General features: G+C 75.2%; 26 protein-coding genes. 19 read left to right on the forward strand and 7 right to left on the reverse strand.

Annotated features, from left to right (window positions below; genetic code table 11):
- Window positions 1–155 precede the first annotated feature (155 nt).
- Together HL663_RS02815 and HL663_RS02820 are read left to right on the forward strand one after the other, a co-directional pair.
- Window positions 156–998, forward strand: a complete 843-nt coding sequence (locus tag HL663_RS02815) for a M56 family metallopeptidase (protein WP_173026965.1) — start codon at window positions 156–158, stop codon at window positions 996–998.
- Between the two features lie 68 nt (window positions 999–1,066).
- Window positions 1,067–1,387, forward strand: coding sequence for a GatB/YqeY domain-containing protein (locus HL663_RS02820; protein ID WP_173026966.1), 321 nt, complete (start codon window positions 1,067–1,069; stop codon window positions 1,385–1,387).
- Window positions 1,388–1,762: 375 nt separating this feature from the next.
- Here HL663_RS02820 and HL663_RS02825 read toward each other — a convergent pair whose 3' ends face one another.
- Complete coding sequence (locus HL663_RS02825) at window positions 1,763–2,290, reverse strand: hypothetical protein (protein ID WP_173026967.1); 528 nt, start codon at window positions 2,288–2,290, stop codon at window positions 1,763–1,765.
- Window positions 2,291–2,408: 118 nt separating this feature from the next.
- On the opposite strand from HL663_RS02825, the gene HL663_RS02830 reads away from it, so the two are divergent.
- The 7 genes from HL663_RS02830 (at window position 2,409) to HL663_RS02860 (ending at window position 10,301) form a co-directional block, all read left to right on the forward strand.
- Window positions 2,409–3,134, forward strand: coding sequence for an AIM24 family protein (locus HL663_RS02830; RefSeq protein ID WP_173026968.1), 726 nt, complete (start codon window positions 2,409–2,411; stop codon window positions 3,132–3,134).
- A gap of 123 nt (window positions 3,135–3,257) precedes the next feature.
- Window positions 3,258–4,271, forward strand: a complete 1,014-nt coding sequence (gene bioB, locus HL663_RS02835; protein ID WP_173026969.1) for a biotin synthase BioB — start codon at window positions 3,258–3,260, stop codon at window positions 4,269–4,271.
- Window positions 4,272–4,278: 7 nt separating this feature from the next.
- A complete protein-coding gene (gene bsaP, locus HL663_RS02840) occupies window positions 4,279–4,524 on the forward strand; it encodes a biotin synthase auxiliary protein BsaP (RefSeq protein WP_173026970.1) in 246 nt (81 codons plus the stop codon).
- A 192-nt stretch (window positions 4,525–4,716) separates the two neighbouring features.
- On the forward strand, window positions 4,717–5,271 hold the full coding sequence (locus tag HL663_RS02845) for an NADPH-dependent FMN reductase (protein WP_173026971.1): 555 nt from the start codon (window positions 4,717–4,719) through the stop codon (window positions 5,269–5,271).
- Between the two features lie 106 nt (window positions 5,272–5,377).
- Window positions 5,378–6,694: an adenosylmethionine--8-amino-7-oxononanoate transaminase gene (locus HL663_RS02850; RefSeq protein WP_173026972.1), complete on the forward strand. Its 1,317-nt coding sequence runs from the start codon at window positions 5,378–5,380 to the stop codon at window positions 6,692–6,694.
- Between the two features lie 123 nt (window positions 6,695–6,817).
- On the forward strand, window positions 6,818–8,965 hold the full coding sequence (locus tag HL663_RS02855; RefSeq protein WP_173026973.1) for a hypothetical protein: 2,148 nt from the start codon (window positions 6,818–6,820) through the stop codon (window positions 8,963–8,965).
- Between the two features lie 16 nt (window positions 8,966–8,981).
- The gene (locus tag HL663_RS02860) at window positions 8,982–10,301 is read left to right on the forward strand and encodes a S53 family peptidase (RefSeq protein ID WP_173026974.1); all 1,320 of its coding nucleotides are present in this window, start codon (window positions 8,982–8,984) and stop codon (window positions 10,299–10,301) included.
- Between the two features lie 149 nt (window positions 10,302–10,450).
- Here HL663_RS02860 and HL663_RS02865 read toward each other — a convergent pair whose 3' ends face one another.
- Window positions 10,451–10,825, reverse strand: coding sequence for a GntR family transcriptional regulator (locus HL663_RS02865; RefSeq protein WP_173026975.1), 375 nt, complete (start codon window positions 10,823–10,825; stop codon window positions 10,451–10,453).
- The gene (locus tag HL663_RS02870) at window positions 10,822–11,769 is read right to left on the reverse strand and encodes a hypothetical protein (protein ID WP_173026976.1); all 948 of its coding nucleotides are present in this window, start codon (window positions 11,767–11,769) and stop codon (window positions 10,822–10,824) included. Before HL663_RS02870 ends, HL663_RS02865 begins: the two co-directional genes overlap by 4 nt.
- A 114-nt stretch (window positions 11,770–11,883) precedes the next feature.
- Between HL663_RS02870 and HL663_RS02875 the strand changes: the two genes are divergently transcribed.
- The 8 genes from HL663_RS02875 to HL663_RS02910 all read left to right on the forward strand — a co-directional run bounded on the left by HL663_RS02875 (window position 11,884) and on the right by HL663_RS02910 (window position 19,530).
- A complete protein-coding gene (locus tag HL663_RS02875; RefSeq protein ID WP_173026977.1) occupies window positions 11,884–13,014 on the forward strand; it encodes an 8-amino-7-oxononanoate synthase in 1,131 nt (376 codons plus the stop codon).
- Window positions 13,011–13,718 carry a dethiobiotin synthase gene (gene bioD / locus HL663_RS02880; RefSeq protein ID WP_173026978.1) on the forward strand — a complete coding sequence of 236 codons (708 nt, stop codon included), beginning with the start codon at window positions 13,011–13,013 and terminating at the stop codon, window positions 13,716–13,718. Before HL663_RS02875 ends, bioD begins: the two co-directional genes overlap by 4 nt.
- A gap of 55 nt (window positions 13,719–13,773) precedes the next feature.
- Complete coding sequence (locus HL663_RS02885; protein WP_173026979.1) at window positions 13,774–14,289, forward strand: low molecular weight protein-tyrosine-phosphatase; 516 nt, start codon at window positions 13,774–13,776, stop codon at window positions 14,287–14,289.
- Window positions 14,290–14,371: 82 nt separating this feature from the next.
- A complete protein-coding gene (gene purB / locus HL663_RS02890; RefSeq protein WP_216842659.1) occupies window positions 14,372–15,820 on the forward strand; it encodes an adenylosuccinate lyase in 1,449 nt (482 codons plus the stop codon).
- Between the two features lie 11 nt (window positions 15,821–15,831).
- Window positions 15,832–16,287, forward strand: a complete 456-nt coding sequence (locus tag HL663_RS02895; protein WP_216842660.1) for a GNAT family N-acetyltransferase — start codon at window positions 15,832–15,834, stop codon at window positions 16,285–16,287.
- Between the two features lie 126 nt (window positions 16,288–16,413).
- Window positions 16,414–16,818, forward strand: a complete 405-nt coding sequence (locus tag HL663_RS02900; RefSeq protein WP_286175886.1) for an MmcQ/YjbR family DNA-binding protein — start codon at window positions 16,414–16,416, stop codon at window positions 16,816–16,818.
- A 56-nt stretch (window positions 16,819–16,874) separates the two neighbouring features.
- Window positions 16,875–17,186 carry a metal-sensitive transcriptional regulator gene (locus HL663_RS02905; RefSeq protein ID WP_173026981.1) on the forward strand — a complete coding sequence of 104 codons (312 nt, stop codon included), beginning with the start codon at window positions 16,875–16,877 and terminating at the stop codon, window positions 17,184–17,186.
- 1 nt (window position 17,187) lies between these two features.
- Window positions 17,188–19,530: a heavy metal translocating P-type ATPase gene (locus HL663_RS02910; protein ID WP_173026982.1), complete on the forward strand. Its 2,343-nt coding sequence runs from the start codon at window positions 17,188–17,190 to the stop codon at window positions 19,528–19,530.
- A gap of 213 nt (window positions 19,531–19,743) precedes the next feature.
- On the opposite strand, the gene HL663_RS02915 is transcribed toward HL663_RS02910, so the two are convergent.
- The 3 genes from HL663_RS02915 to HL663_RS02925 form a co-directional block, all read right to left on the reverse strand.
- Window positions 19,744–20,379 (reverse strand): VOC family protein, encoded by a 636-nt coding sequence (locus HL663_RS02915; RefSeq protein WP_173026983.1) that lies wholly within the window; start codon window positions 20,377–20,379, stop codon window positions 19,744–19,746.
- Window positions 20,380–20,508: 129 nt separating this feature from the next.
- Window positions 20,509–21,066: a DUF4240 domain-containing protein gene (locus tag HL663_RS02920; protein WP_173026984.1), complete on the reverse strand. Its 558-nt coding sequence runs from the start codon at window positions 21,064–21,066 to the stop codon at window positions 20,509–20,511.
- 122 nt (window positions 21,067–21,188) lie between these two features.
- The gene (locus HL663_RS02925) at window positions 21,189–21,995 is read right to left on the reverse strand and encodes a TrmH family RNA methyltransferase (RefSeq protein WP_173026985.1); all 807 of its coding nucleotides are present in this window, start codon (window positions 21,993–21,995) and stop codon (window positions 21,189–21,191) included.
- Window positions 21,996–22,070: 75 nt separating this feature from the next.
- Between HL663_RS02925 and HL663_RS02930 the strand changes: the two genes are divergently transcribed.
- Window positions 22,071–22,838, forward strand: a complete 768-nt coding sequence (locus HL663_RS02930) for a phosphatase PAP2 family protein (protein WP_173026986.1) — start codon at window positions 22,071–22,073, stop codon at window positions 22,836–22,838.
- Window positions 22,838–23,563, forward strand: a complete 726-nt coding sequence (locus HL663_RS02935) for a phosphatase PAP2 family protein (protein ID WP_173026987.1) — start codon at window positions 22,838–22,840, stop codon at window positions 23,561–23,563. The genes HL663_RS02930 and HL663_RS02935 overlap by 1 nt, the downstream gene beginning before the upstream one ends.
- Here the strand turns inward: HL663_RS02935 and HL663_RS02940 are convergent.
- Window positions 23,548–24,345, reverse strand: coding sequence for a DUF1206 domain-containing protein (locus HL663_RS02940; RefSeq protein ID WP_173026988.1), 798 nt, complete (start codon window positions 24,343–24,345; stop codon window positions 23,548–23,550). The two genes, HL663_RS02935 and HL663_RS02940, sit on opposite strands and share 16 nt — an antisense overlap.
- Window positions 24,346–24,361 lie beyond the last annotated feature (16 nt).

Here is a 24,361-nt window from a genome sequence, read left to right on the forward strand (position 1 = left end):
GGTCCCCGGGGTGCCCCGGGCGCGTCCGCCGCAGCCCTCCCCCGCTGGTTCCCCGCGGATGCCCCGGTGCGTGCCCGACGTCCGCCCGGGCCCCGGCGAGGTGACGTGGCCCGCGGCCGGCTGACGGCCCGCCACGCACCTGCCACCATGGGGGCGTGCTCCCGCTCGTCCTCGCCGGGCTGGCCGTCGCCCTCGTCTGGGTGGCGCCCGGGGTCCTGGCCCGCCGGCCGCGCCTCCGGCGTGCGCCGCGGGCCGCACTCGTGGCCTGGCAGGCCGTGTCGCTCGGCGGGGTGCTCGCGGCGCTGTTCGTCGCGCCGGCCGCGCTGCCGCTCTTCGCGGGCGAGGACGACCTGGGCCGTCACCCGGTGCTCGTGGCGGTCGCGGGCTGCGTGAGCGCGGCGCTCATCGTCCGGCTGCTCGTGTCGGGGCACCGCGTCGGCACCCGCATCCGCGCCGCCCGGGCGCGGCACCGAGAGATCGTCGACATCGTCGCGGAGCACGACCGCGACGGCCTGCGCGTGCTCCAGCACCCCACGGCCACGGCGTACTGCATCCCGGGGCGCTCGTCGCGGGTCGTGCTCTCGCAGGGCGTGCTCGACACGCTGCCCGAGGACCAGCTCGCCGCCGTCGTGGCCCACGAGAAGGCACACCTGCGGGCTCGGCACGACCTGCTGCTGGAGTTCTTCACCGTGCTCCACGAGTCGGTCCCGTCGCCGCTGCGCTCGCACCGGGCGCTCACGGAGGTGCGGCTGCTCGTCGAGGCGCTCGCGGACCGGGCCGCGGTGCGGCGCAGCGGGGAGGTGGCGACCGCGCGGGCGCTCGTCGCGATCGCGCAGAGCCGCTACCCGGACGAGGCGATGGGCGCGGGCACGTCGGCGCCCCTGCGGATGCAGCTGCTCGCCCTCGGGCCCCAGCCCTCCCTCGCGGCCGGGGCGTACGCCCTCGCCGCGGCCGCGGTGCTGACCCCGCTCGCCCTCCTCGTGGCGGCGTGGTCGTGACGGCCGCGGCCGGTGACCCCGCGGCGGACGGGCTCCGGGGTGCGCTGTCGGCCGGTCTCGTGCCCGCGATGCGTGCCCGCGACGCGGTGCGCGTGTCGGCGCTGCGCTCGGCCCTCGCCGCGCTGGGCAACGCGGAGGCCGTGCCGGTGGCGGAGCGCCCGCGTGCCGGGGCCGTGGAGCAGGCCGCCCTCGGGGTGGGCGCCGCGGACACGGCGCGGCGCGGGCTGAGCGAGGACGACGTCCGGGCTGTGGTCGAGCAGGAGGTGGCCGAGCGGGTGGAGGCGGCGGCCCACCTGCGCGCGGCCGGACGGCCCGAGGCGGCCGAGCGGCCGGAGGCCGAGGCGGACGTGCTGCGCACCCTCCTCGAGAGCACGCCCCACCACCCCTGACCGGCCGCCGGACGCACGTCGCGAGACCCGGCCGAAGGTGTCCTCTCCCGGACTCCACCCACCGCGGGAGGATTACCTCGCTGGACGGGAGGTTTACCTCCCACCCCGGGCGCAATCCCTCCCACCGCGGGAGGAACACCTCTCCGGGCGGGAAGGATCCGTCCCACCGCGGGAGGAAAACCTCCCGGGAAATCGGCAGATGGTTGCGGAGCGGGAGGGAAACCTCCCGCGGCGCGTGGAGGCTGGGAGGACACACTCCGGACCGGCGCTCTCGGCGCCTGGTCACTCAGGGCTCACGTCGCTGCGCGGTCCGGACCGGGAGGCGGGTCGGACCGGCCGGGACGCGGGCACACCGGGACGAGCCCGGCGGCCCGGTCAGGCCCAGCTGGGCGGGGGCGGAGGGGGCGGCGGCGTCGAGGACGGCGGCTGCTCGTCGGTGTCGGGCAGCGGCGGACGCGCGTCCGGTGCGGCGCCGGGCGGCGGGCCGGCCGGCGCGTCACCCGCGGGCGACACCCCGCCGGGCGGCGGCGGAGAGCCGGCCCCCGGGGTGGGCGGAGGAGGCTGCGGAGCGCTCGCCCCGGGCGGGGGCGGGGGCGTCGTGGCTGCACCGGCACCGGCCGCACCCGGCGGGGGCGGCGGGGTGCCGTACGGCTGGGCGGGCGTCACCGTCAGCGGCCCGAGCCGCCCGGAGGACTCCAGCTCGCGCAGCGTCGCCATCACCCGCTCGCGGTCGGCGGCGTCGACCGGCCGGCCGGTGGCGTCGAGCCAGGCGAGCACGCCGAGGTCCCTCAGCGCCCGGTCGCCCCCCATCCCCGGGACGTTGACACCGGCGTTGGACATCGCGACGTCGGCCTTCGCGGCGAGATCGCTCGCCGCCGCCTTCGCCCGTTCGAAGAAGCTCATCCGGGACCTCCCTGACCTGACCCTCGGGACTGCTCGGAACCATAGTGCCGACCCCCTCGTCTCTTCTAGCGTTGACGACAGCGGGGACGCCGTCCCCGACGACCGAGAAGGCGGCAGCATGACGATCCACGGCTCCTTGTTCCAGGACTTCCGCGAGAAGGAGACCCAGGACCCGTTCTCCCTCCAGAACAAGAAGCTCCTGCGCATCGACATGCGCTACGGGCCCGTCCAGGCCAAGACCGGCTCGATGGTCGCCTACCAGGGCGACGTGCGCTTCGCGAACAAGGGCTCGGGCGGCATGGGCAAGATGTTCAAGGCCGCGATGACCGGCGAGGGCGTCAAGATGATGGAGTGCTCCGGCCAGGGCGAGCTGTTCGTCGCCGACGAGGCCGCCGAGATCCAGGTCATGTACCTCGAGAACGACATGATCTCGGTCAACGGCGCCAACGTCCTCGCGTTCTCCAGCTCGATCCAGTGGGACATCCACCGCATCCAGGCCCGCGGCGCGGCGATGACCGGCGGCCTCTACAACGTCTCGCTGCGCGGCACCGGCTACGTCGCGGTGACGACCAAGGGCGACCCCGTCGCCCTCGACGTCGCCTCCTCCCCGACCTTCGCCGACGCCCAGGCCGTCGTCCTGTGGACCTCCGGCGTCTCGATGGACGTCCGCGTCGACACCGGCGGCCTCGGCTCGATGATCCGCGGCGGCACCGGCGAGCTGCTCCAGATGGCCTTCGGCGGCCAGGGCTACGTCCTCGTCCAGCCCTGCGAGAACGTCGTCGACGGCGGCCACCAGGGCGGCGGCGGCCAGCAGGGCGGGATGCTCGGCCAGTTCCTCAGCTGACCCCGCGCCGAACGACCCCACCGGACCCCTCGGACCCCCGGACGGCGCACCCCGCGCCGGCCGGGGGTCCGTCCGTGGGTCGGGAGCGCGCCCCACCCGGCGCCGGCTGCAACAATCGCCCGCATGACGGCACAGGCCACCGGCACCGACATCCTCGACGTCGCCCGCGAGCAGGTGCTCGAGCGCGGCGTCCCGCTGACGCAGGAGCAGGTGCTCGAGGTCCTGCGCACCGGCGACGACCGCCTCCAGGACCTCCTCGCCCTCGCCCACGAGGTGCGGATGAAGTACCAGGGCCCCGCGGTGGAGGTCGAGGGCATCGTGTCCCTCAAGACCGGCGGCTGCCCCGAGGACTGCCACTTCTGCTCCCAGAGCGGCCAGTTCACGAGCCCCGTGCGCTCGGTGTGGCTCAACATCCCCGAGCTCGTGCGTGCGGCCAAGCAGACGGCTGCCACCGGGGCCACCGAGTTCTGCATCGTCGCCGCCGTCCGCGGCCCCGACGCGAAGCTCATGGAGCAGATGCGCGAGGGCGTCGCCGCCATCCGGGCCGCCGTCGACATCCAGGTCGCCGCGTCGCTCGGGATGCTCACGCAGGAGCAGGTCGACGAGCTCGTCGACATGGGCGTGCACCGCTACAACCACAACCTCGAGGCGGGGCGCTCGTACTTCCCCCGGGTCGTGACGACGCACAGCTTCGACGAGCGGCTCGACACCTGCCGGATGGTCAAGGAGTCCGGGATGGAGCTCTGCTGCGGCGGGCTCGTCGGGATGGGCGAGACGCTCGAGCAGCGCGCCGAGCTCGCGGCGCAGCTCGGTGAGCTCGAGCCGCACGAGGTCCCGCTGAACTTCCTCAACCCGCGCCCCGGCACCCCGTTCGGCGACCTCGAGCCGATGGAGACCGGCGACGCCCTGCGCACCATCGCCGCCTTCCGGCTCGCGCTGCCGCGGACGATCCTGCGCTACGCCGGCGGCCGCGAGCTGACCCTCGGCGACCTCGGCACGCGCGAGGGACTGCTCGGCGGCATCAACGCGGTCATCGTCGGCAACTACCTGACGACGCTCGGGCGCGACCCGCGCGAGGACCTCGCCCTCCTCGACGAGCTCGAGATGCCCATCAAGGCCCTCAACGAGACCTTCTGAGGGCTCGATGGTGTTCGCCGACGCCGGGGCGCACGAGCCGGTCGCCCGCGGGGAGGCCCCCGGCACGTGGTGCGGCCAGTGCGGTCTCGCCGTGGCCGAGGGCGACCACGCGGCCTGCGAGCGCCGGGGCGCGCTCGACCCGCCGCGCTTCTGCGTCCACTGCCGCCGCCGGATGAAGGTCCAGGTCACCCCGGCCGCGTGGACCGCGACGTGCGTCGCCCACGGCACCGTCGAGCGCTCCACCTGGGCCTGACTCCGGCTGACCCCAGCGCGCCCTTTCTCCGCGAACGTGTGTGAAGAACGTCGGCGTGTCGACCCTCTTCACCCACTTTCGAGGTGGCATCCAGCGGAATAGCCCGAGGTCGTTGCGCGTTCAACCACCCGATCAGCGTCGATCGTCCTGTCCGATCCGCCCTTCACCCCGCCACGACCAGGAGACCCCATCGTGAACGTCCTCGTCCTCGTCGGCAGCCTGCGCGCCGGCTCCACGAACCGCCAGCTCGCCGACGCCGCCGTCGCCCACCTGCCCTCCGGCGTCGGGACGACCGTCTTCGAGCGGCTCGCCGACCTCCCGCACTACTCCGAGGAGCTCGACCACGACGACGCGCTGCCCGAGGTCGCCCGCGACCTGCGTGACGCCGTCGCCGACCACGACGCCCTCCTGCTCGTCACCCCCGAGTACAACGGCTCGCTCCCGAGCGCACTGAAGAACGCCGTCGACTGGGTCTCGCGCCCCCGCGGCGCCTCGTCCGTCGCCGGCAAGCCCGCCGCCGTGCTCGGCGCGAGCGGCTCGCCCCGCGGCGCCCAGTGGGCCCGCGAGGACGGCGTCAAGGTCCTCAAGGTCGCCGGCGCCGACGTCCTCGACGACACCGTCGGCGTGGGCTCCGCCTTCCAGGCCTTCGCGGAGGGCCGGCTGACCGACGCCGAGCTCGACGGCGCCCTGCGCGACCTCGTCCGCTCGCTCGCCGCCAAGGTCGAGCGCGCCCGCGACGCCGCCTGAGGCTCCACCCCGTCGCGAACGTGTGTGAACACGCCGGTGTCCCCCGGCGTGTTCACACACGTTCGCCGTGAGGGGCCGCCGGACGCACCCGGCATGATGGGCCGCGATGGATGCCACCGCCCTCGCCGCCCTGCGCGCCTTCGACCGCGCCCACGTGTGGCACCCCTACTCCTCGGCCCTGGCCCCGTCCGACCCCTCCCTCGTCGAGTCCGCCGAGGGCGTGCGGCTGCGCCTGCGTGACGGCGAGGGTCGCAGCCACGAGGTCATCGACGCGATGAGCTCGTGGTGGTGCGCGGTCCACGGCTACCGCGTGCCCGAGCTCGACGCCGCCGTCACCGCCCAGCTCGGCCGGATGGCCCACGTGATGTTCGGCGGCCTGACCCACGAGCCCGCCGTCGAGCTGTCCCGGCGCCTGCTCGACCTCGCCCCGGACGGCCTCGAGCACGTCTTCCTCGCCGACTCGGGGTCGGTGTCGGTCGAGGTGGCGATGAAGGCCGCCCTCCAGTACCACCTCGCCGCCGGCCGGCGCCGCACCCGCTTCCTCACCGTCCGGGGCGGCTACCACGGCGACACCTTCTCGCCGATGTCCGTCACCGACCCCGAGGGCGGGATGCACGCGCTCTTCCGCGGCATCCTGCCGGAGCACGTCTTCGCCCCGCGGCCGCCCGCCGGCCTCGACCTCGACGCCGACGACCCCTCGCTCCTGGCGTGGGCGGAGACGACGCGGATCCTGTTCGCGCAGAACGCATCCGAAGTCGCGGCGGTCATCATCGAGCCGGTGCTCCAGGGAGCCGGCGGGATGCACGTCTACCCGCCCCGCGTCCTCGAGGTGCTGCACGCCCTGGCCCGTGAGCACGGCGCGCTCGTCATCCACGACGAGATCGCGACCGGCTTCCACCGCACCGGTCCCCGGTGGGCCGGCGACCGCGTCGGCACCACGCCGGACATCCTCTGCGTCGGCAAGGCGCTGACCGGCGGGTACCTCACGCTCGCGGCGATGCTCTGCACGCGCGAGGTCGCCGAGGGTGTCAGCCGGGGCGCCGCCGGGGGCCTCATGCACGGGCCGACGTTCATGGCCAACCCGCTCGCCTGCGCGGTCGCCGTCGCCAACCTCGACCTCCTCGCCCGCCGCGACACCCCGGCCGAGGTCGTGCGCCTCGAAGCCGGCCTCAGAGACGGGCTCGCCTGCGCCACAGGGCTGCACGCGGTCACCGACGTCCGCGTCCTCGGCGCGGTCGGGGTCGTTCAGCTCAGTGAACCGGTGCGCGTCGCCGAGGTCACCGCCGCAGCGCTCGACCGCGGCGTCTGGGTGCGGCCGTTCCGCGACCTCGTCTACACGATGCCGCCGTACGTCACGTCCGACGAGGACCTGCGGACACTGACGGCAGGCCTCGTCGGCGCGGTCGCCGACGTCCACGGCTGAGCGCCCGGACCCTCCGCGACCGAGAGATCTGCGAGTTCTCGCAGAACCCTTGTGGAGCACCGCGCATACCGAGTAGACCTGCCTCACCACGCGGTTCCGGGGACTCCTGAAGGTGAGAACAGCATGCGTCGACGCCTGACCTCCGAGGCGGTTCGCGCCGCCGCCGTCACGACCGTCGCAGCCCTGGCCGCCGCCGGTCTGGCGCTCCCCGCGACCGCCGCGCCACCCCCGACGGCCGCACCACCGGCCGCCGCCGTGGTCGCGCGGCCGGTGGACGCCGCGGCCTTCTCGGCGCCCCAGCGGGTGCGGCTCATCACCGGCGACGTCGTGACGCTCCCGTCGGCCGGGCGGCCGATGTCGGTCACCCGCAGCCCGGGCTCGCGCTCCGGCTTCTCGGTCGTGCGCACGAGCGACCACACCTACGTCGTGCCGAGCTCGGTCCGGTCGCTCGTCGGGCGGCTCGACCTCTCGCTCTTCGACGCACGGGCCCTCGCGAAGCGACCAGCCGCCACGCCGGTCACCGTGACGTACGACTCGACCTCGACGCCCACCGCCGTGCCGGGCGTGAGCATCACGAAGCGCTCCGGCCGCACCGCCACCGGGGTCGTCACGGCCGCGTCGTCCGCGGCCCTGGCCAAGGCCCTGCGCACCCGCAGCGCCGCCTCGGTCTTCCGCGGGGTGAGCGGCATCACCGCCGCCGCACCGACGGTGCGCCCGACCTTCCCGATGCACACCGTCAAGGTCCGGCTGGTCGGCGCCGGCGGGGCCCCCGTCGAGGGGCTGGTGATCCTCGCCAACGTCGACGACATGCGCAAGGCCGTCACCTTCGGCGTCGCCATCGGCGGCGAGGCACGGGTCAGCATCCCGACCGGCCACTACCAGGCGGCGGCGATGTTCGGCGACGAGACCTCGAGCGGCCTCGTCGTCCGACCCGAGACCACGGTCACCGGGCCCACCACCCTGCGGATCGACACCCGCGCCGCCACGGCCCGGCCGAGCGTCACGACGCCGCAGCCGACCGACACCTCGTTCGCCTCGCTCGACGTCAACCGGGTGGACGCGAAGGGCTACGGCAGCCTCTCCCTCGGGATGCTCTCCTTCGGCGACCAGCCCCTCCTGTACTCGCCGGTCGCGGCCGACGAGGTCGTCCACGGCACCCTCGACAGCGGCTACGCCCACATCGGCACCGAGCGCGGCGAGCCCGCGACGCCCTCGTACCAGTACGACCTCGGCGCCGCCTTCCCCGGGTCCCTCCCCTCCCGCATCGACCTCAGCCCGGCCCCGTCGGACCTGATGGAGGTCACCCACTCCTACCTCGGCAGCACCAACCGCAGCCACCTGCCGGCGCTCGTGGAGAACGGCATCAGCCTCCCGTCGGGCAACGGCATCGGCGTCGGCTTCCAGCGGACGGTCCCCAGCCGGCTCACCGTCTTCAGCGGGGGCAGCGAGGGCGTCACGGCGTCGGCGTCGTACACCGCCTCCTACGACTGGGAGACCAACGTCGGCTCCGAGTACCTGACCTCCGCCGAGCGACCGGTCGTGCCGGGCAGCTCCCGGACGGAGGAGTGGAACCGGCGCCCCTCGCACCCGAGCATCCTGCGGTCCGTCGGGCCCTTCCCGGTGTGCGGCGCCTGCCTCCAGGACGGCTACCTCTCGCTCGTGCTCCCGTCCTTCTCCGACAACGACCCGAACCACTGGGGCCTCGTCGACGACCCGGCGCGCGTCGCCTGGACGGTCTCGAGCGGCGGCAAGGTCATGCGCTCCTCGACCGGCCCCCTCGTCGACTTCCTCGAGCTGCCCCGAGGCACGGCGCCCGTCGTCATCCAGCACCGCGAGACGATGAAGCGCCTCGGCTTCGCGGACTCCACGACGACGACGAGCTGGGAGGTGCCGCGCACCGCCGGCGGCCGGATCACCGGCGAGCGGTGCCTCGACGGCGTCGGCCCCTGCCGGTCGCTCGGGATGCTCGAGCCGCTCTACCGGCTGCCGATCGGCACCTCGGGCGGGATGACCGCCGGCCGCCACACCGGCACGCTCACGCTGGCCCCCTACCTCTCCGACACCTCCGTCACGAGCCTCGCGGTCGACGTGCGCTACGGCTCCGGCCCGTGGACGACCGTGCCGTGGCACCGGACCGGCCCGACCACCTTCACGCTCGACCTCACGGTCCCGCGCTCCGGCGGCCCCGCATCGCTGCGGGTGCGCGCCAACGACTCGGCGAGCAGCACCGTCAGCCAGACCATCACCCGCGCCTGGACCATCGCGCCCTGAGACCACGGAGACCACGATGACCCTTCAGCGCACCCGTTCCCCCCACCGCGCCGCCCGCCGGCTGCTGCGGACCACCGGCACCCTCGTCGCGGCCGCGGTCGTCGGGGCCACCCTCGTCGCGGCGCCCACGAGCGCGGCCCCGGTCACCTCCTCACCCAGCGGCTCCGACCCGACGCTCACGGCCCCCGCCGTCGTCGAGAACGCCTGCGCCACGGCACGGCCCGGGCAGGTGCGGTGCCTCGCCAAGGGCCGCGTCGACCGCATCGCCCGCCAGGCGGGCTGGAGCGCCACGGCCTCCACCGACCGGCTCGGGGCCGCCGCACGGACCTCGCCGCTCGCGACGGCGGCCACCCGGCCCCCCGGCTACGGCGCCGACCAGCTGCGCGCGGCGTACAGGCTGCCCGCGACCGGGAGCACGGCGACGGTGGCGGTCCTCATCGCCGGCGACGTGCCGCACGCCGAGGCCGACCTGGCCGTCTACCGCGCCACGTACAAGCTGCCGCCCTGCCGCTCGTCGACGGGCTGCTTCCGCAAGGTCAACCAGCAGGGACGCGCCAAGCCCCTGCCCCCCGGCGACCCCGGGTGGGCGCTGGAGGGGTCGATGGACGTCCAGATGGTCTCGGCCGCCTGCCCGACCTGCCGCATCCTCCTCGTCACCGCCGACGACCCGTCGCTCGAGAACCTCGCGGCGGCGACCGAGACGGCCCGGCGGCTCGGCGCGAGCGTCGCCTCGCACAGCTACGGCGCCGACGAGTCCGCCTTCGTCCTGCCGGTCCGGAGCGCCTACCGCAGCGAGCGGATGATCAGCGTCGTCTCCTCGGGCGACTTCGGGTTCACGACCGCGAGCTTCCCCGCGGCGCTGCCGAACGTCATCGCGGTCGGGGGGACGTCGCTGCGCCGCAGCACCTCGGCCCGCGGCTGGAACGAGCGGGTCTGGGACTTCGCGGGCAGCGCCTGCTCGGCGTGGTTCGCGAAGCCGGCGGCCCAGAAGGACCGCAACTGCGCGATGCGCACCGTCTCGGACATCTCGGCCGTCGCCGACCCGCAGACCGGCGTCGCCGTCTACGACACCTGGGAGAACCCGTTCGGCCCCGACTGGGTCGTCCTCGGCGGCACGAGCGCCTCGGCTCCCCTCGTCGCCGGGATGGTCGGGGCGGCGCGCGCCGGCCGGACGCTGCGGACCAACGCGCTCTACGGCCGGACGGCGTTCGTCAACGACGTCGTCGGCGGCACGAACGGCTTCTGCGGCGGCGACTACCTCTGCAAGGGGGTCGTCGGGTACGACGCCCCGAGCGGCATCGGCACCCCGCGCGGCCTGAGGGTCTTCACGGGCTGAGGGTCTTCACCGGCTGAGGTCGGCGACGGCGGTCGCGCGCCGGCAGGGGCGGCGACCCCGACACAGGGGTCTGTCCACGAGACCCCGGCTCCGAGCCGGGGCCTCGTGGATCTTTTCGGGGTCACCCCGAGAAGTGGAGGACCGGGTGGTCAGCGGAGGATGGCGCGCTCGAGGGCCGCGGCCGCCTCGGCCGGGCCGAGGCCGAGGACGCGGGCGCGTTCGAGGTAGGCCCGGGCGGCCTCCTCGAGCGCCTGCTCGGGCGTGGAGGTCGCCGGTGGGCGCGGCGCCACCCGCGTCCCCCCGCCCCGGCGCGAGCGGACGTGCCCGGACTGCTCGAGCTCGCGGTAGGTCCGGGCGACCGTGCCCGGCGAGAGCCCGAGGTCGGCGGCGAGCTGGCGGACCGGGGGCAGCCGGTCGCCGGGCGCGAGCACCCCGGAGCCGACGAGGTCGGCCAGCTGGCGGCGCAGCTGCTCGTAGGGCGGCGTGGGGTCGAGGACGTCGACCGTGACGGACTGCAGCGTCATCGCACCGGGGTCCCGACCGGCGCGGCGTCCCCGGGCAGCGGGCGCGGCAGGTCGTCGACCCGGATGCGCGGGGTGACGAGCAGCGCCCCGAGCGCCGCGGCCGCCCCGACGAGCGCCACCGGGGCGAGGACGGTGACGACCCAGCGCCCGACGGCCTGGGCCGGCGACGGCCCGCAGTCGAGGCCGGCCAACGGCGAGACCATGAGCGCGGCGACGGGCCCGAGCGTGCCGAGCACCGCGAAGAGCGCGGCGGTGAGGACGGTGCCGGCCGACCAGCGGCGCAGCATCGAGTCCAGGCCGAGGCCGTGCGGGTCGGGGCGGGGCCGGCGCACGACCGCGCGCAGGGCGAGCGCCGTCAGCACGGCGAGCAGGGCGAAGGCGGCGGCGAGCGGGACCGCGTAGAACGACCCGGGCCACGGCCCGCGCGAGCCCGCCATCTCGGTCGCGACGCCGTCGACGAGGACGGTGCACCGCTCGGACAGGGAGCGCCCGGCACGGCCGAGGTCGTCGGGCGAGCCCCACGCCGCTCCCGCCCCGAGGACACCGCCGAGGGCGAGGCCGGACGCTGCGAGCAGGAGCGCCCGCCCGCGCGGCAGCACCGAGCGGACGGTCCGCGTCTCGACGACGGCGCTGCGCCGCACCCCGACCGACGGCCGGGAGGTCAGCTCGCCGACGACGGTGCCGAGGAGGACCCCGGCGCCGACGGCGGCCGGCGCGAGCGCGGTCAGCCGGCCGAGGGCGTCGACGCGCTGGCCGAGGGCGAGCAGCAGGCCGCCGGCCACGAGGCCGAGCGCGAGGCCGACGAGCCGCCATCCCCGCGTGCGGGCGGCGATGCGGGCGACGTCCGCGTGCTCGTTGACGCCGACCGTGATGACCTGGCGACGCGCCAGGGCGACGACGAACGCGACGAGCGCGAGCGGCAGTGCGAGGACGGTGACGACCACGGCTCCTCCTCCTTGCTTGTACCGGATGTCTGACACAAGCAGGATGCCGCCGGCACGCACTTGTGTCAAGCACTTGTCACAAGTGCTCCCGGCCGGTCATGGCAGGATCGAGGGATGAGCAGCCCGCTGGACTGGATCAGGGACGCCGCCGACGCTCGCGCCGCGGTGGGGCTGACCCGCCGCCTCGTGACGACCAAGGCGCGTGACGTCCTCGACCTCGCGGGCAACGACTACCTCGGCCTGCGGCACCACCCGGCCGTCGTCGCCGGCGCCGTCGCCGCCGTCGAGACCTACGGCACGGGGGCCGGCGCGTCCCGCCTCGTCACCGGCACCCTCGACGTCCACGAGGAGCTCGAGGCCGCCCTCACCGCGACGACCGGCGCCCCCTCGGCGCTCGTGCTCTCCAGCGGCTACACCGCCAACCTGTCGGTCCTCACGACCCTCGCCGACGCCGGCACCCTCGTCGTCAGCGACGAGCACGCGCACGCCTCGCTCATCGACGGGTGCCGGCTCGCCCGCGCGGCCGTCACCGTCTCGCGGCACAACGACCTCGAGCACGTCGCCGAGCTCCTCGCCCGCCGCGACACCCCGCGCGCCGTCGTCGTCGCCGAGTCGGTCTACTCGGTCCTCGGCGACGCCGCACCCGTCGAGGACCTCGTCGCGCTGACCGCCGAGGCCGGGGCCCTGCTCGTCATCGACGAGGCGCACGCGCTCGGGGTCGTCGGCCCGGGCGGGGCCGGCCTCGTCGCGGCCTCCGGGTCGATGGGCGCCGAGCACGTCGTCGTGACGACCACGCTCTCGAAGTCGCTGGCCTCGCAGGGCGGCGCCGTCCTCGCCGCGCCCGAGGTCCGCGAGCACCTCGTCAACACCGCCCGGCCCTTCGTCTACGACACGGGCCTCGCCCCCGCGGCCGCCGGCGCCGCGCTGGCCGCCCTCGAGGTCCTGCGCGACCACCCCGAGCTCCCGGCCCGGCTGCACGCCAACGCCGCCCGCCTCGCCGCGGCGCTCGGCATCGAGGCGCCGACCGGGGCCGTCATGTCCGTCCCGATGCCCGGCCCCCACGAGACGGTCGAGGCCGTCGAGGCCGCCCTGGCCCTCGGCGTGCGCGTCGGCGCGTTCCGTCCGCCGTCGACCCCCGACGGCTCCTCGCGGCTGCGCATCACGGCCCACGCGCACCACACGGCCCACGACCTCGACCGGGCAGCCGACGTCCTCACCGAGCTCGTCCCGGGGCGCGCGGCATGAGCGACCCGCGTGCGCTGCCCTCCGTCGTCGTGGTCACGGGCACCGGCACCGGGGTGGGCAAGACCGTCGCCACCGCAGCCCTCGCCGCGCTCGTGCGGGGCCGTGGCTCCGAGGTACAGGTCGTCAAGCCGACGCAGACCGGCGTCGGGCCGGGCGACCCCGGCGACGTCGACGAGGTCCGGCGTCTCGTCGGTGACGACCTCGTGACGCACGAGCTGCTCCGGCTGCGCGACCCCCTGTCGCCCGAGGCCGCGGCGCGGCGCGAGGGTGTGACTCTGCCGCCGGTCGCCGTGCACGCCAGGCGGATCGGTGAGCTCGCGACCCAGTCGCACGTCACCCTCGTCGAGGGAGCCGGGGGCCTGCTCGTGCGGCTCGACTCGCGCGGCGGCACGCTGGCCGACCTCGGGGCCGCCCTGCGCTACAAGGGCGTCTCGTGCGGGGTCGTGCTCGTCGCGTCGCCGGGCCTCGGGGTGCTGAGCACCGCCGCGCTGACCGCCGAGGCGCTGGCCGCCCGCTCGCTCCCCCTCATCGGCGTCGTCGTCGGCGCGTGGCCCACCGACCCCGGGCTCGCCGAGACCGAGAACCTCGTCGACCTCCCGCGCGTCACCGGGGCACCGCTGTGGGGGTGCATCCCCGACGGCGTGGGGTCGATGGACGCCGCCGCCTTCTCCGCGGCCGCGCCGGGCTGGTTCGACATCTCCTGACCCCGGGCGCCGGGGCGGTCGAGGCGCCCCGGGCGGCCCCGGCGATGATGGGGGCATGAGCGCGAGCGACCGTCCCTACCGCGTCACCGTCGTCTGCCACGGCAACATCTGCCGCTCGCCGATGGCCGAGATGCTCCTGCGCGAGGCCTTCGACGACGCCGGCCTCGGCGACCGCGTCGAGGTCGACTCCGCCGGCACCTCCGCCGAGGAGCTCGGCAACCCGGCCCACCCGCGCACCATCGCCGTGCTGCGCCGGCACGGCCACCCCGACGTCGGTTGGGCCGCGCACCGCGCCCGGCAGTTCCGCGCCGACTGGTTCGACGACACCGACCTCGTCCTCGCCGCCGACCACCCGCACGCAGAGCGCCTCGGGCGGCTGGCGCGCGACGAGGACGACGCCGCGAAGGTGCACCTCGTGCGCTCCTTCGACCCCGCGGCCGTCGCCGCCGGCGAGCTCGGGATGGACGACCCCTGGTACGGCGGGGACGCCGAGTACGAGCAGACCTACGACGAGATCCGCGCCGCCGTGCCGGGCGTCGTCGAGCACGTCCGCCGCGCCCTCGACGCCTGACCGGCCCGCGCCAGGCTCCGGCCACCGGCGACGCCCGGACGCCGGGGACGAGGGCCGCGCGCGCTCTGGGAGGATGGGCGGCATGTCGAGCACGCCCCCGGCCGCGGCCGGCCTCCACGCCGCCCAGTCCCTCGTCGACGTCGCCCCGCCGATCGCCCTCGGGGCGCTCGACGGGCGCTACCGCGGCGTCGTGGCCGGGCTCGTCGACCACCTCTCGGAGCCCGCGCTCAACCGCGCCCGCGTCCACGTCGAGGTCGAGTGGCTGCTGCACCTCACCGACCGCGAGGTCGTGCCGGGCGTGCGCCGCCTGACCGACGACGAGAAGGCCCGCCTGCGGGAGGTCGTCACGACCTTCGGCGCGGACGAGATCGGGGAGATGTCGGCCACCGAGCGGGTGACGCAGCACGACGTCAAGGCGGTCGAGTACTTCCTCAAGGCGCGGCTGCGCGACATCGCCCCCGCCCCGGAGGACGCCGGCCTCGCCGAGCTCATCCACTTCTGCTGCACGAGCGAGGACATCAACAACCTCTCGTACAGCGTCATGGTCCAGGGCGCCGTGCGGTCGGTCTGGCTGCCCCGCGCGACCGCGCTCGTCGAGCAGCTGACGACGATGGCCACCGAGCTCGCCGACGTGCCGCTGCTCGCGCACACCCACGGCCAGCCGGCCACCCCGACGACGATGGGCAAGGAGCTCGCCGTCCTCGCGTGGCGCCTGCGCCGCCAGCTGCGCCGGATCGAGGGTGCGGAGTTCCTCGGCAAGCTCAACGGCGCCACCGGCACCTACGGCGCCCACCTCGCGGCCGTGCCGGAGGCCGACTGGGAGGAGGTCAGCCGCACCTTCGTCGAGCACCTCGGCCTCACGTGGAACCCGCTGACCACGCAGATCGAGAGCCACGACTGGCAGGCCGAGCTCTACGCCGACGTCGCCCGCTTCAACCGCGTGCTGCACAACATGTGCACCGACGTGTGGACCTACATCTCGATGGGCTACTTCGCCCAGGTGCGCGGCCAGGGCACGGTCGGGTCGAGCACGATGCCGCACAAGGTCAACCCGATCCGCTTCGAGAACGCCGAGGCCAACCTCGAGGTCTCGAACGCCCTCTTCGACGTCCTCGCCTCGACCCTCGTCCAGAGCCGCCTCCAGCGCGACCTCACCGACTCCTCGATGCAGCGCAACATCGGGACCGCGTTCGGGCACAGCCTCCTCGCCATCGACAACGCCCACCGGGGCCTGGACGGCCTCGACGCCGTGCCGTCCGCGATGGCCGCCGACCTCGACGCCAACTGGGAGGTCCTCGGCGAGCCGGTGCAGTCCGCGATGCGCGCCCTCGGCGCCCGCGGCGTCCCGGGGATGGAGGAGCCGTACGAGCGGCTCAAGGAGCTGACCCGCGGCCGGCGGATCGGCCAGGACGACCTCGTCGCGTTCGTCCGCGGCCTCGGGCTGCCGGCCGACGTCGAGGAGCGCCTCGCGGCGATGACCCCGGCGACGTACGTCGGCCTCGCCCCGCGCCTGGTGCGCCACCTGCCGTGAGCACGCCGGCGGTGACGCTCGTCCCGGCGCGGCTCGACGACCCGCGGCTGGCGGCGCTCGTCGCCGAGCACCTGGCCGAGATGGAGCCGACCACGCCGGCGTGCAGCCGCCACGCGCTCTCGCTCGAGCAGTTCCGCGACCCCGCGGTGCGGCTCTGGGTCGCGGAGGCGGCCGGCGGTCTCGTGGGGTCGGTCGCGCTCAAGGACCTCGGTGGCGGTCACGTCGAGCTCAAGACGATGCGGGTCTCGCCGTCGCTGCGCGGGTCCGGCCTCGGGCGCCGGCTGCTCGAGCACGCGCTGGCGCAGGCCCGGGCGTCCGGCGCGACGCGGGTCAGCCTCGAGACCGGGTCGGGCGAGGTGTTCGCCCCGGCCCGCGGCCTCTACCGCGCCCACGGCTTCGTCGACTGCGACCCCTTCGGCGACTACCGCCCCGACCGGCACAGCACCTTCCTCACCCTCCCCCTCTGACCCCGCCCCTCCCCCGCGCCCCTTCCCGCGAACGTGTGTGAACACGCCGGTGTTCTCCGGCGTGTTCACACACGTTCGCGGATGGTGGCGGGCGCGGTCGGGCGGCGGGCGTGGGAGGGTGGAGGCGTGAGCACGAGCGACCCGCGCCCCGTCGACCGCGACGACGTCGACGGCATCGCGATGGCCCTGCCCGAGGTGACGCGCGGCGGCACCGCCGAGCGCCCCTCCTACGACGTCAACGGCAAGAGCTTCGTCCACTGGCGCGAGCCCCGCAAGGACGCGGTCGACCCCGACACCGGCGAGCGGATGGACGACGTCATCTGCGTCACCGTCCCCGGCGAGGACGACAAGCAGTCCATCCTCCAGCTCGGCGAACCCTGGTTCACCACACCGCACTTCGACGGCTACCCGGCCGTCCTCGTGCGCGAGCGCGACCTCGGGCGGCTGGACTACCTCGAGCTCGCCGAGATCATCACCGACGCCTGGGCCACGAAGGCGCCGAAGAAGCTCGTCAAGCAGCACCTGGGCTGACCGCGCCGCCGACCCCCGGCGGGCCGACTCATACCCCATGGGGGTATCATTGGGGCATGACCACCTCTGCTGCGGACACCCCGGCCGTGCCGGGCTACTCCGACACCAAGGACGCCCACCTGCGCCGGCTCAAGCGCATCGAGGGCCAGGTCCGGGGCATCGCGCGGATGGTCGAGAACGACACCTACTGCATCGACGTCCTCACCCAGGTGAGCGCCGTGACCCGGGCGCTGCAGGCGGTGAGCCTCGGCCTGCTCGAGGAGCACGTCGCCCACTGCGTCGTCGACGCCGCGCGCGAGTCCGACGCGGCCGCGACCGAGAAGGTCGACGAGGTCATCGCCGCCGTGACGCGCCTGGTGAGGAGCTGAGATGACCCAGACCACCGACCGTCCCGCCGACGAGGTCCACGAGGTCGACCTCGCGATCTCGGGGATGACCTGCGCCTCCTGCTCGGCCCGCATCGAGAAGAAGCTCGGCCGCCTCGAGGGCGTCGACGCCGTCGTCAACCTCGCCACCGAGAAGGCGACCGTGCGCTGGACGGGGCCGCTGACCGTGGCCGACCTCGTCGCCACCGTCGAGCGGACCGGCTACGGCGCGGAGGTCGTCGGCGGCGCCCCGTCCGCGACCGTCGACACCCCCGCCCCCACGGCACCGACCGCACCGGCGTCGACGACCGGCGCGTCCTCCTCCGGGGCCCTCGCCCCCACCGACGCGGGTGCGGCCCTCGAGCGCGCCGTCGCCCCCTCGACCCGCCACCAGGTCTCGCGCCAGGACGACCTGCGCCGCCGCGCGCGGGTCGCCGCGGTGCTCACGGTGCCGGTCGTCGTCCTCGCGATGGTGCCCGGGCTGGACTTCGCCGCCTCGCCGTGGGTGCAGCTCGTCCTCGCGACCCCCGTCGTCGCGTGGGCCGGCTGGCCCTTCCACCGGGCGGCCGCGACCAACGCCCGCCACGGCGCCTCGACGATGGACACCCTCGTCTCGCTCGGCGTGCTCGCCGCCTACCTGTCCTCGCTCGTCGTCACCGTCACCGGCCGGGCCGGGAGCGGCATGGGCGGGATGGACGGCGGGGGCTCGCACCTGTGGTTCGAGACCGCCACGGTCGTCACGACCTTCCTCCTCGTCGGGCGCTGGATGGAGGCCCGCGCCACCGACCGCACCCGCGACGCGCTGCGCGGCCTGCTCGACCTCGGCGCCAAGGACGTCGCGGTCCTGCGCACCGACACCGCCTCGGGCGCCACGGTCGAGGAGCGCATCCCCGTCGACCGCCTCGGCGTCGGCGACCGCTTCGTCGTCCGCCCCGGCGAGAAGGTCGCCACCGACGGCCTCGTCCGCGACGGCCGCAGCGCCGTCGACGCCTCGCTCGTGACGGGCGAGTCCCAGCCGGTCGACGTCACCCCCGGCAGCGAGGTCACCGGCGGCACGGTCAACACGACCGGTCGGCTCGTCGTCGAGGCCACCCGCGTCGGCGCCGAGACGACGCTGGCCGGCATCACCCGGATGGTCGAGCGCGCGCAGACGAGCAAGGCGCCGGTGCAGCGGCTGGCCGACCGCGTCTCCGCGGTCTTCGTGCCGGTCGTCCTCGCCGTCGCCGCGCTCACCTTCGTCGGCTGGTGGGTCGGCAGCGGCGACGCCGGCCGCGCCCTCGAGGTCGCGATCTCCGTGCTCGTCATCGCCTGCCCGTGCGCGCTCGGCCTCGCGACCCCGACCGCGCTGCTCGTCGGCACCGGCCGAGGGGCGCGGATGGGCATCCTCATCAAGGGCGCCGATGTCCTCGAGGACACCCGCCGCATCGACACCGTCGTCCTCGACAAGACCGGCACCGTCACCTCCGGCGAGATGACCCTCGTCGACGTCGCGACCGCCGGCCGGCTCCCGAAGGACCAGGCCCTACGGGCGGCCGCGGCCGTCGAGGCGGGCAGCGAGCACCCCGTGGCCCGGGCCGTCGTCGCCGCGGCCCGCTCGCGGGCCCTCGACGTCCCCGACGTCACCGACTTCGAGGCCCTGCCGGGCTCCGGGGCGCGGGCGCGCATCCGCGGGAGCGAGGTCGTCGTCGGCCGCGCCGACCTCTTCGACGTCGTCCCCCGCGAGATCGCCTCCCCGAGCGCGGAGGGCACCACGGTCTGGGTCGGCTGGGACGGGCGCGCCCGCGCGTCGCTGACCGTCGCCGACACCGTGCGCCGCAGCTCCGGGCGGGCCATCCGCGCCCTCGACGAGTCGGGGCTGGTCTGCTACCTCCTGACCGGCGACCACGACCGCGCGGCGCTCACCGTCGCGCGCGACGTGGGCATCCCCGTCGGCCGGGTGGTCGCCGACGTGCGGCCCGAGGACAAGCACGCGATGGTCGCCGACCTCCAGCGCCGTGGGCGGGTCGTCGCGATGGTCGGGGACGGCGTCAACGACGCGGCCGCGCTCGCGCAGGCCGACCTCGGCATCGCGATGGGCAGCGGCACCGACGTCGCCGCCGACGCCGCCGACATCGTCCTCCTGCGCTCGGAGCTGCCGGCCGTCGTCGACGCGATGGACCTCTCGCGCGCGACGCTGCGCACCATCCGGCAGAACCTCGGGTGGGCGTTCGGCTACAACGTCGCCGCCATCCCGCTCGCCGTCGCCGGGGTGCTCAGCCCGATGGTCGCCGGCGCGGCGATGGCCGCCTCGAGCGTCCTCGTCGTGACCAACAGCCTGCGCCTGCGCCGCTGGTCCCCCCGCGGCTGACCGAGCACCCCTCCCACCCGACTGGTTGCGAGTTTCGCCGCTCGACGCGCCGCCGGACGGCGGGTCGAGCGGCGAAACTCGCAATCAGTGGGGAAGGACGCGGACGGGGCGGGCGCGCGACGGTCCGCGGACGGGCGGGACCACGCACGGGGGAGACGACGAGGCCCCCGCCGGATGCTCCGGCGGGGGCCTCGTCGTGCGGGCGGCGCGTCGTCAGACGGTGACCTCGCCCTGCGGGGTGTCGAACGTGACGGCCATGAGGCCGGGGGTGCCGTGCGGCGCGACCCAGGCGAAGTCGATGACCGACGAGGTGTAGTCGGCGGGCAGGCCCAGCCAGTCACGGACGCGCTCGGGGTCACCGGCGATCGTCAGCGACTCGATGGTCACCTGGGTGTCGGCGTCCTCGGAGGGGTGCGGCGTGCCCTGGTCCCAGGCGATGAAGAAGGGCAGCTGGGGGTCGGCCTGCAGGCCCTTGACCCCGAGCTGGCGCCAGCGCAGCTCGACCCCGTCGGGGCGGTGCCGGTTGCCGTTGACGGCCTCGCGGCCGAGGCGCTGCTCCTGCTCGGCGATGTCGTCGACACGGACGACCCAGCCGAGCCAGCCACCGCCGGCCTGGGAGCGGGCCCGCACGACCTGCCCGAAGGGCGCCTTGTCGCTGGCGGGGTGGTCGAGGACCTCGACGACCTCGACGTACCGCTCGTGGGCGAGCGGCAGGATGACGTTGCGCGTCCCGAAGCGCGGGTGGACTCCCCCGTCGACCGGCTCGACGCCGATCAGCTTCGCGAGACGCTCGGCCGTCGCGTGCACGCCATCGTGCTCGGCCGCGTAGACGACGTGGTCAACTCGCATGCCGTTCATGGTCGCACACGCTCGGGGGTGCTCTTGACCGGGGTCGGAGGGCGACGGCTCAGGCGCCCCACCGGTCCCGGGTGCCTCAGCACGTCGCACCCGCGCCACCTCCCCACGGGGGGCGGCACGTCAGCGGCCACGGTGCAGCCGGGAGCGCGACGGCGTCCGCTCGCGGCGCCAGCGGGCCAGGCGCGGCAGCGCGTCCTCGCGGCGCTCCGGCGCGAGGACCGCGCCGAGGGGGTGACCGTCGGGAAGGTCGGTCGTCGCGAGCCGGGGGTGGGCCTCGTAGAGGTCGACGCCGGTGAGGTACTGGTAGGCGTCGGGCGCCGCGGCCGCGAGCTCGTGGGCGACGCGCACCTGGTCGAGGTCGGCCGGCAGGTGGGCCGCGAGGGCGTCGGGCTGCGCGAGCACCTCGTCGACGGCCTCCAGCCCCTGGAAGAGCAGGTGGGTGCGCAGGTCGGCGAACGCGTCGTCGCTCAGCGGGCCCATCGCGAAGTCGCCGGCGCACCACAGCGGGTGGACGAACATCCGGCGGTGCTGGCGACCGCACTCGCGGTGGAACCCGACGACCTCGGAGGGGTCCAGCGCGCAGAGGGTGTCGAAGAGCTCGACCGCCATCCGGTCGACGTCACCACCCGCCCGCGCCCGCACGCCGTCGACGATCTCGAACATCCGGTCCCGGTCCATGCCGCTCCGCCTTCCCTGGGCTCCCCGCGCTCCCGACCCTAGGAGCGGGCCCGGGCGCCGGTCACGACCCGAGGCCGACGAAGGGCCGTTCCGCCCCCCGGTGCGGTCGGCCGAACGGTGGGTCAGGCCTGGCGCTGACGCACTGCCTCGTAGAGCACGACCGCGGCCGAGACGCCGGCGTTGAGCGAGTTGACGGTGCCCGCCATCGGGATGCGCACCCGGGCGTCGGCGGCCGCGAGCGCCGCGTCGGTCAGGCCGCTCTTCTCGGTGCCGACCGCCACGGCGACGCCGCCGGTCAGGTCGCAGTCGGTGTGCAGCATCTCGGTGTCGGGGGTGGTCGCGACGAGCCGGATGCCGCGCTCGGCGAGCCAGGCGAGGACCTCGGGCAGCGGCGCGGAGGCCACCGGCACCGAGAACACCGTGCCCTTGCTGGCCCGCACGACATTGGGGTTGCCCCAGTCGGTCACCGGGTCGGCCGCGACGACCGCCGCGACCCCGGCGGCGTCCGCGCTGCGCAGCACCGAGCCGAGGTTGCCCGGCTTCTCGAGCCCCTCGAGGACGACGACGAGCGGGTCCGGCGGCAGGTCGAGCGCCCGCAGCGGCGTGCCGGCGACGGGGACCACGGCGATGAAGCCGTCCGGCCCCTCGCGGTAGGCGACCTTCTCGAAGGCCGCCCGCCCGCAGCGGATCGTGCTCGCCCCGAGCCCGCGGACCCGCTCGACGAGGTCCAGCTGCGCGTCGGCGTCGAGCATCAGCTCGGGGCAGTACAGGAGGGTGCGGGGCCGCACGCCCGCCTCGACGGCGAGCAGGAGCTCCTCGTACCCGTCGACGACGGTCAGCCCCTCGGCCTCGCGGGCCCGGCGGCGCCGGAGCGCGGCGACGGCCTTGAGGCGCGGGTTGGTCGCGGAGGTGACGTGGAGCTCGGCCATGGCGCGCCCAGCATCCCACGGGGCGAGGGGGTGCGCGCCCACCGCCGCCCACCCCGGGTGCGGTAGACATGCCGGATGACCAGCACCGACGAGGCGAGCCCGTCCCGCACGCGCAGCCGCCGCCTCGGGCGGGCCGCCCTCTACGCGCTCGTCACCGGGCTGGTCCTCTTCGGGGTCGGGTTCCTCGTGCGCAGCAAATGGGACCCGCTGATCAGCCTCGACGACGACGTCATCACCCGCCTCACCGACGTCACCCGCGACCACCCCGGCCTGCGCGAGGCGTTCGTCGTCTGGCAGGCGGTCACCCAGCCGATCAACCTGCACGTCGTCGGCACGCTCGTCTGCCTCTGGGTCTGGCTGCGCAAGGGGATGCGCACGCGGGCCTGGTGGGCGTTCGCGACGCTCATGCTGTCGTGGTTCGTCGGCCTCGTCGCGAAGTACGTCTTCCAGCGCGCCCGCCCCGTCGTCGAGGACCCCGTGTCCGAGGCGCCGGGCTACTCCTTCCCGTCGGGGCACGCGGTCAACTCGGCGGCGTGGGTGGTGGTGCTGCTCATCCTGCTGTGGCCGCTCCTCAAGACCCGGGCCTCCCGCACGGTCGCCGTCGCGCTCGGCGCGGTCGTCGTCGTCGTCACGGCGCTGGACCGGATGTTCCTCGGCGTGCACTACCCGAGCGACGTGACGGTCGGCATCCTCACCGGCGCCGGCCTCGTCCTCGCCTCCTACGCCGGGTACACCGGCTGGAACCCCGGCGACCCCGACGAGGCGCGCGACCCCGACACCACGCAGCACCCGGCCGACACCGACGTCGCCTCCGACCGCACCCCGTCCCGCCAGGAGCCCTGATGTCCTTCCTCACCCGCTGGGACGACGACCCGTCGCGCCCCTCGTTCACCTCGGCCCTGCGCGACGCGGCCGTCCGCGCCGTGCTGCCCGGCGTCGGCGTCTTCGCCGTCATCGTCGCCATCGGCCTGGTCATCATGGGTCCGCTGCGCGGCTTCGAGGTCGAGAACGGGGTGAGCCGCTGGTTCCAGGACCGGCGCACGCCGCTCGGCGAGAGCATCACGAAGGTGATGTCGATGATCGGCAACACCGAGTACGTCATCGCCGTCGCCGTGCTCGTCGCGCTCGTCGTGCTCTGGCGCACCCGGCAGTGGTGGTTCGCCGTCGTGCCGCTGCTCGCGATCTCGCTGCAGGCCACGATCTTCGTCATCGCCACGGCCGTCGTCGGCCGCCCGCGCCCCACGGTCGAGCGCCTCGACCCGACGCCGCCGACGTCGAGCTACCCGAGCGGGCACGTCGGCGCCTCGACCGCGCTGTACGTCTCGTTCGTCCTCATGGCGACCCGCATCCCGAACCCCGCGGTGCGCCGGGCGGTCATCGCGGTGTGCGTGCTCGTGCCGCTCGCCGTGTCGTTCGCGCGGCTCTACCGGGGCGCGCACCACGTCACCGACATCGTCGTCGGCCTGGCCAACGGCCTCGTGTGCGCCGCGCTGGCGTGGGGCTACCTGCGGCGCGACGGCTCGTCGTCCGCCCGGGTCACCGACGGGTCGGCTCAGAGCCGGGCGTAGCGCGCCCGGGCGAAGGAGTAGACGCCGTACGCCGCGATGCCCAGCGCGACGACGGTGAGGACCACCGAGCCGCCGCTCATGTCCTTGAGCGCCTTGAGCGCGCCGTCGAGGCCCTGGGCCTCGTCGGCGTCGTGCTGCACGGCGGCGACGAGGAAGAACACGCCGACGACGACGAGCGCGACGCCCTTGGCGATGTAGCCCGCGCGGCCGGCGTGGACCGCCCAGTCCCCCGGGTGCTCGGTGAGGTCGCCGAGGAACTTCTTCTTCCAGCCCTTGTAGACGTGGTAGCCGGCGATGCCGAGGACGACGACGCCGAGGGCACCGACGATGACCTGGCCCGCGGGGCTGCCCATGAGCGCCTGGGTCACGTCCTCGGTGTCCTGCTCGCTCGAGCCCTCGGAGCCGAGCGCGACGACCTTGAAGGCCGTCCAGGCGAAGAAGAGGTACATGACGCCCTTGGCCGCCAGCTTGAGCCGGTCGGTCACCTCGCCGTGGCTGATGGCGCCCTCGGTGAGGTTCCAGACGCCGAGGAGGGCGAAGCCGCCGACGGCGATCCACAGCAGCAACGGCCCGGTACTCGAGCCCTGGACGGTCGAGAGCGCCCCGGACTGGTCGGCGCTCTGCGAGCCGGAGCTGCCGATGCCCCAGGCGATCTTGAGCGCCAGGTAGGCGATGACGAGGTGGAGCACGCCGAGGACGGCGAACCCGACCCGTGCGCCCCACTCGACGACAGGACTCTCGTTGGCCTCACGGGTGACGCGGGAGACGTCGGCGCTGCTCATGGGGAGCCACCCTGCC

Source organism: Arthrobacter sp. NEB 688 (assembly GCF_013201035.1).
In the GTDB taxonomy this organism is placed as follows: Bacteria; Actinomycetota; Actinomycetes; order Actinomycetales; family Dermatophilaceae; genus Phycicoccus.

Excerpts from the sequence above, each read along its gene's own strand:
- HL663_RS02820 (WP_173026966.1), top strand. The coding sequence starts at position 1,067 with ATGCGTGCCCGCGACGCGGTGCGCGTGTCGGCGCTGCGCTCGGCCCTC.
- bioD (WP_173026978.1), top strand. The coding sequence starts at position 13,011 with ATGAGCGACCCGCGTGCGCTGCCCTCCGTCGTCGTGGTCACGGGCACC.
- HL663_RS02930 (WP_173026986.1), top strand. The coding sequence starts at position 22,071 with ATGACCAGCACCGACGAGGCGAGCCCGTCCCGCACGCGCAGCCGCCGC.
- HL663_RS02915 (WP_173026983.1), bottom strand. The coding sequence starts at position 20,379 with ATGCGAGTTGACCACGTCGTCTACGCGGCCGAGCACGATGGCGTGCAC.
- HL663_RS02935 (WP_173026987.1), top strand. The coding sequence starts at position 22,838 with ATGTCCTTCCTCACCCGCTGGGACGACGACCCGTCGCGCCCCTCGTTC.
- bioB (WP_173026969.1), top strand. The coding sequence starts at position 3,258 with ATGACGGCACAGGCCACCGGCACCGACATCCTCGACGTCGCCCGCGAG.
- HL663_RS02855 (WP_173026973.1), top strand. The coding sequence starts at position 6,818 with ATGCGTCGACGCCTGACCTCCGAGGCGGTTCGCGCCGCCGCCGTCACG.
- HL663_RS02865 (WP_173026975.1), bottom strand. The coding sequence starts at position 10,825 with ATGACGCTGCAGTCCGTCACGGTCGACGTCCTCGACCCCACGCCGCCC.
- HL663_RS02920 (WP_173026984.1), bottom strand. The coding sequence starts at position 21,066 with ATGGACCGGGACCGGATGTTCGAGATCGTCGACGGCGTGCGGGCGCGG.
- HL663_RS02940 (WP_173026988.1), bottom strand. The coding sequence starts at position 24,345 with ATGAGCAGCGCCGACGTCTCCCGCGTCACCCGTGAGGCCAACGAGAGT.
- HL663_RS02910 (WP_173026982.1), top strand. The coding sequence starts at position 17,188 with ATGACCCAGACCACCGACCGTCCCGCCGACGAGGTCCACGAGGTCGAC.
- HL663_RS02925 (WP_173026985.1), bottom strand. The coding sequence starts at position 21,995 with ATGGCCGAGCTCCACGTCACCTCCGCGACCAACCCGCGCCTCAAGGCC.
- bsaP (WP_173026970.1), top strand. The coding sequence starts at position 4,279 with ATGGTGTTCGCCGACGCCGGGGCGCACGAGCCGGTCGCCCGCGGGGAG.
- purB (WP_216842659.1), top strand. The coding sequence starts at position 14,372 with ATGTCGAGCACGCCCCCGGCCGCGGCCGGCCTCCACGCCGCCCAGTCC.
- HL663_RS02905 (WP_173026981.1), top strand. The coding sequence starts at position 16,875 with ATGACCACCTCTGCTGCGGACACCCCGGCCGTGCCGGGCTACTCCGAC.
- HL663_RS02850 (WP_173026972.1), top strand. The coding sequence starts at position 5,378 with ATGGATGCCACCGCCCTCGCCGCCCTGCGCGCCTTCGACCGCGCCCAC.
- HL663_RS02825 (WP_173026967.1), bottom strand. The coding sequence starts at position 2,290 with ATGAGCTTCTTCGAACGGGCGAAGGCGGCGGCGAGCGATCTCGCCGCG.
- HL663_RS02875 (WP_173026977.1), top strand. The coding sequence starts at position 11,884 with ATGAGCAGCCCGCTGGACTGGATCAGGGACGCCGCCGACGCTCGCGCC.
- HL663_RS02860 (WP_173026974.1), top strand. The coding sequence starts at position 8,982 with ATGACCCTTCAGCGCACCCGTTCCCCCCACCGCGCCGCCCGCCGGCTG.
- HL663_RS02830 (WP_173026968.1), top strand. The coding sequence starts at position 2,409 with ATGACGATCCACGGCTCCTTGTTCCAGGACTTCCGCGAGAAGGAGACC.
- HL663_RS02885 (WP_173026979.1), top strand. The coding sequence starts at position 13,774 with ATGAGCGCGAGCGACCGTCCCTACCGCGTCACCGTCGTCTGCCACGGC.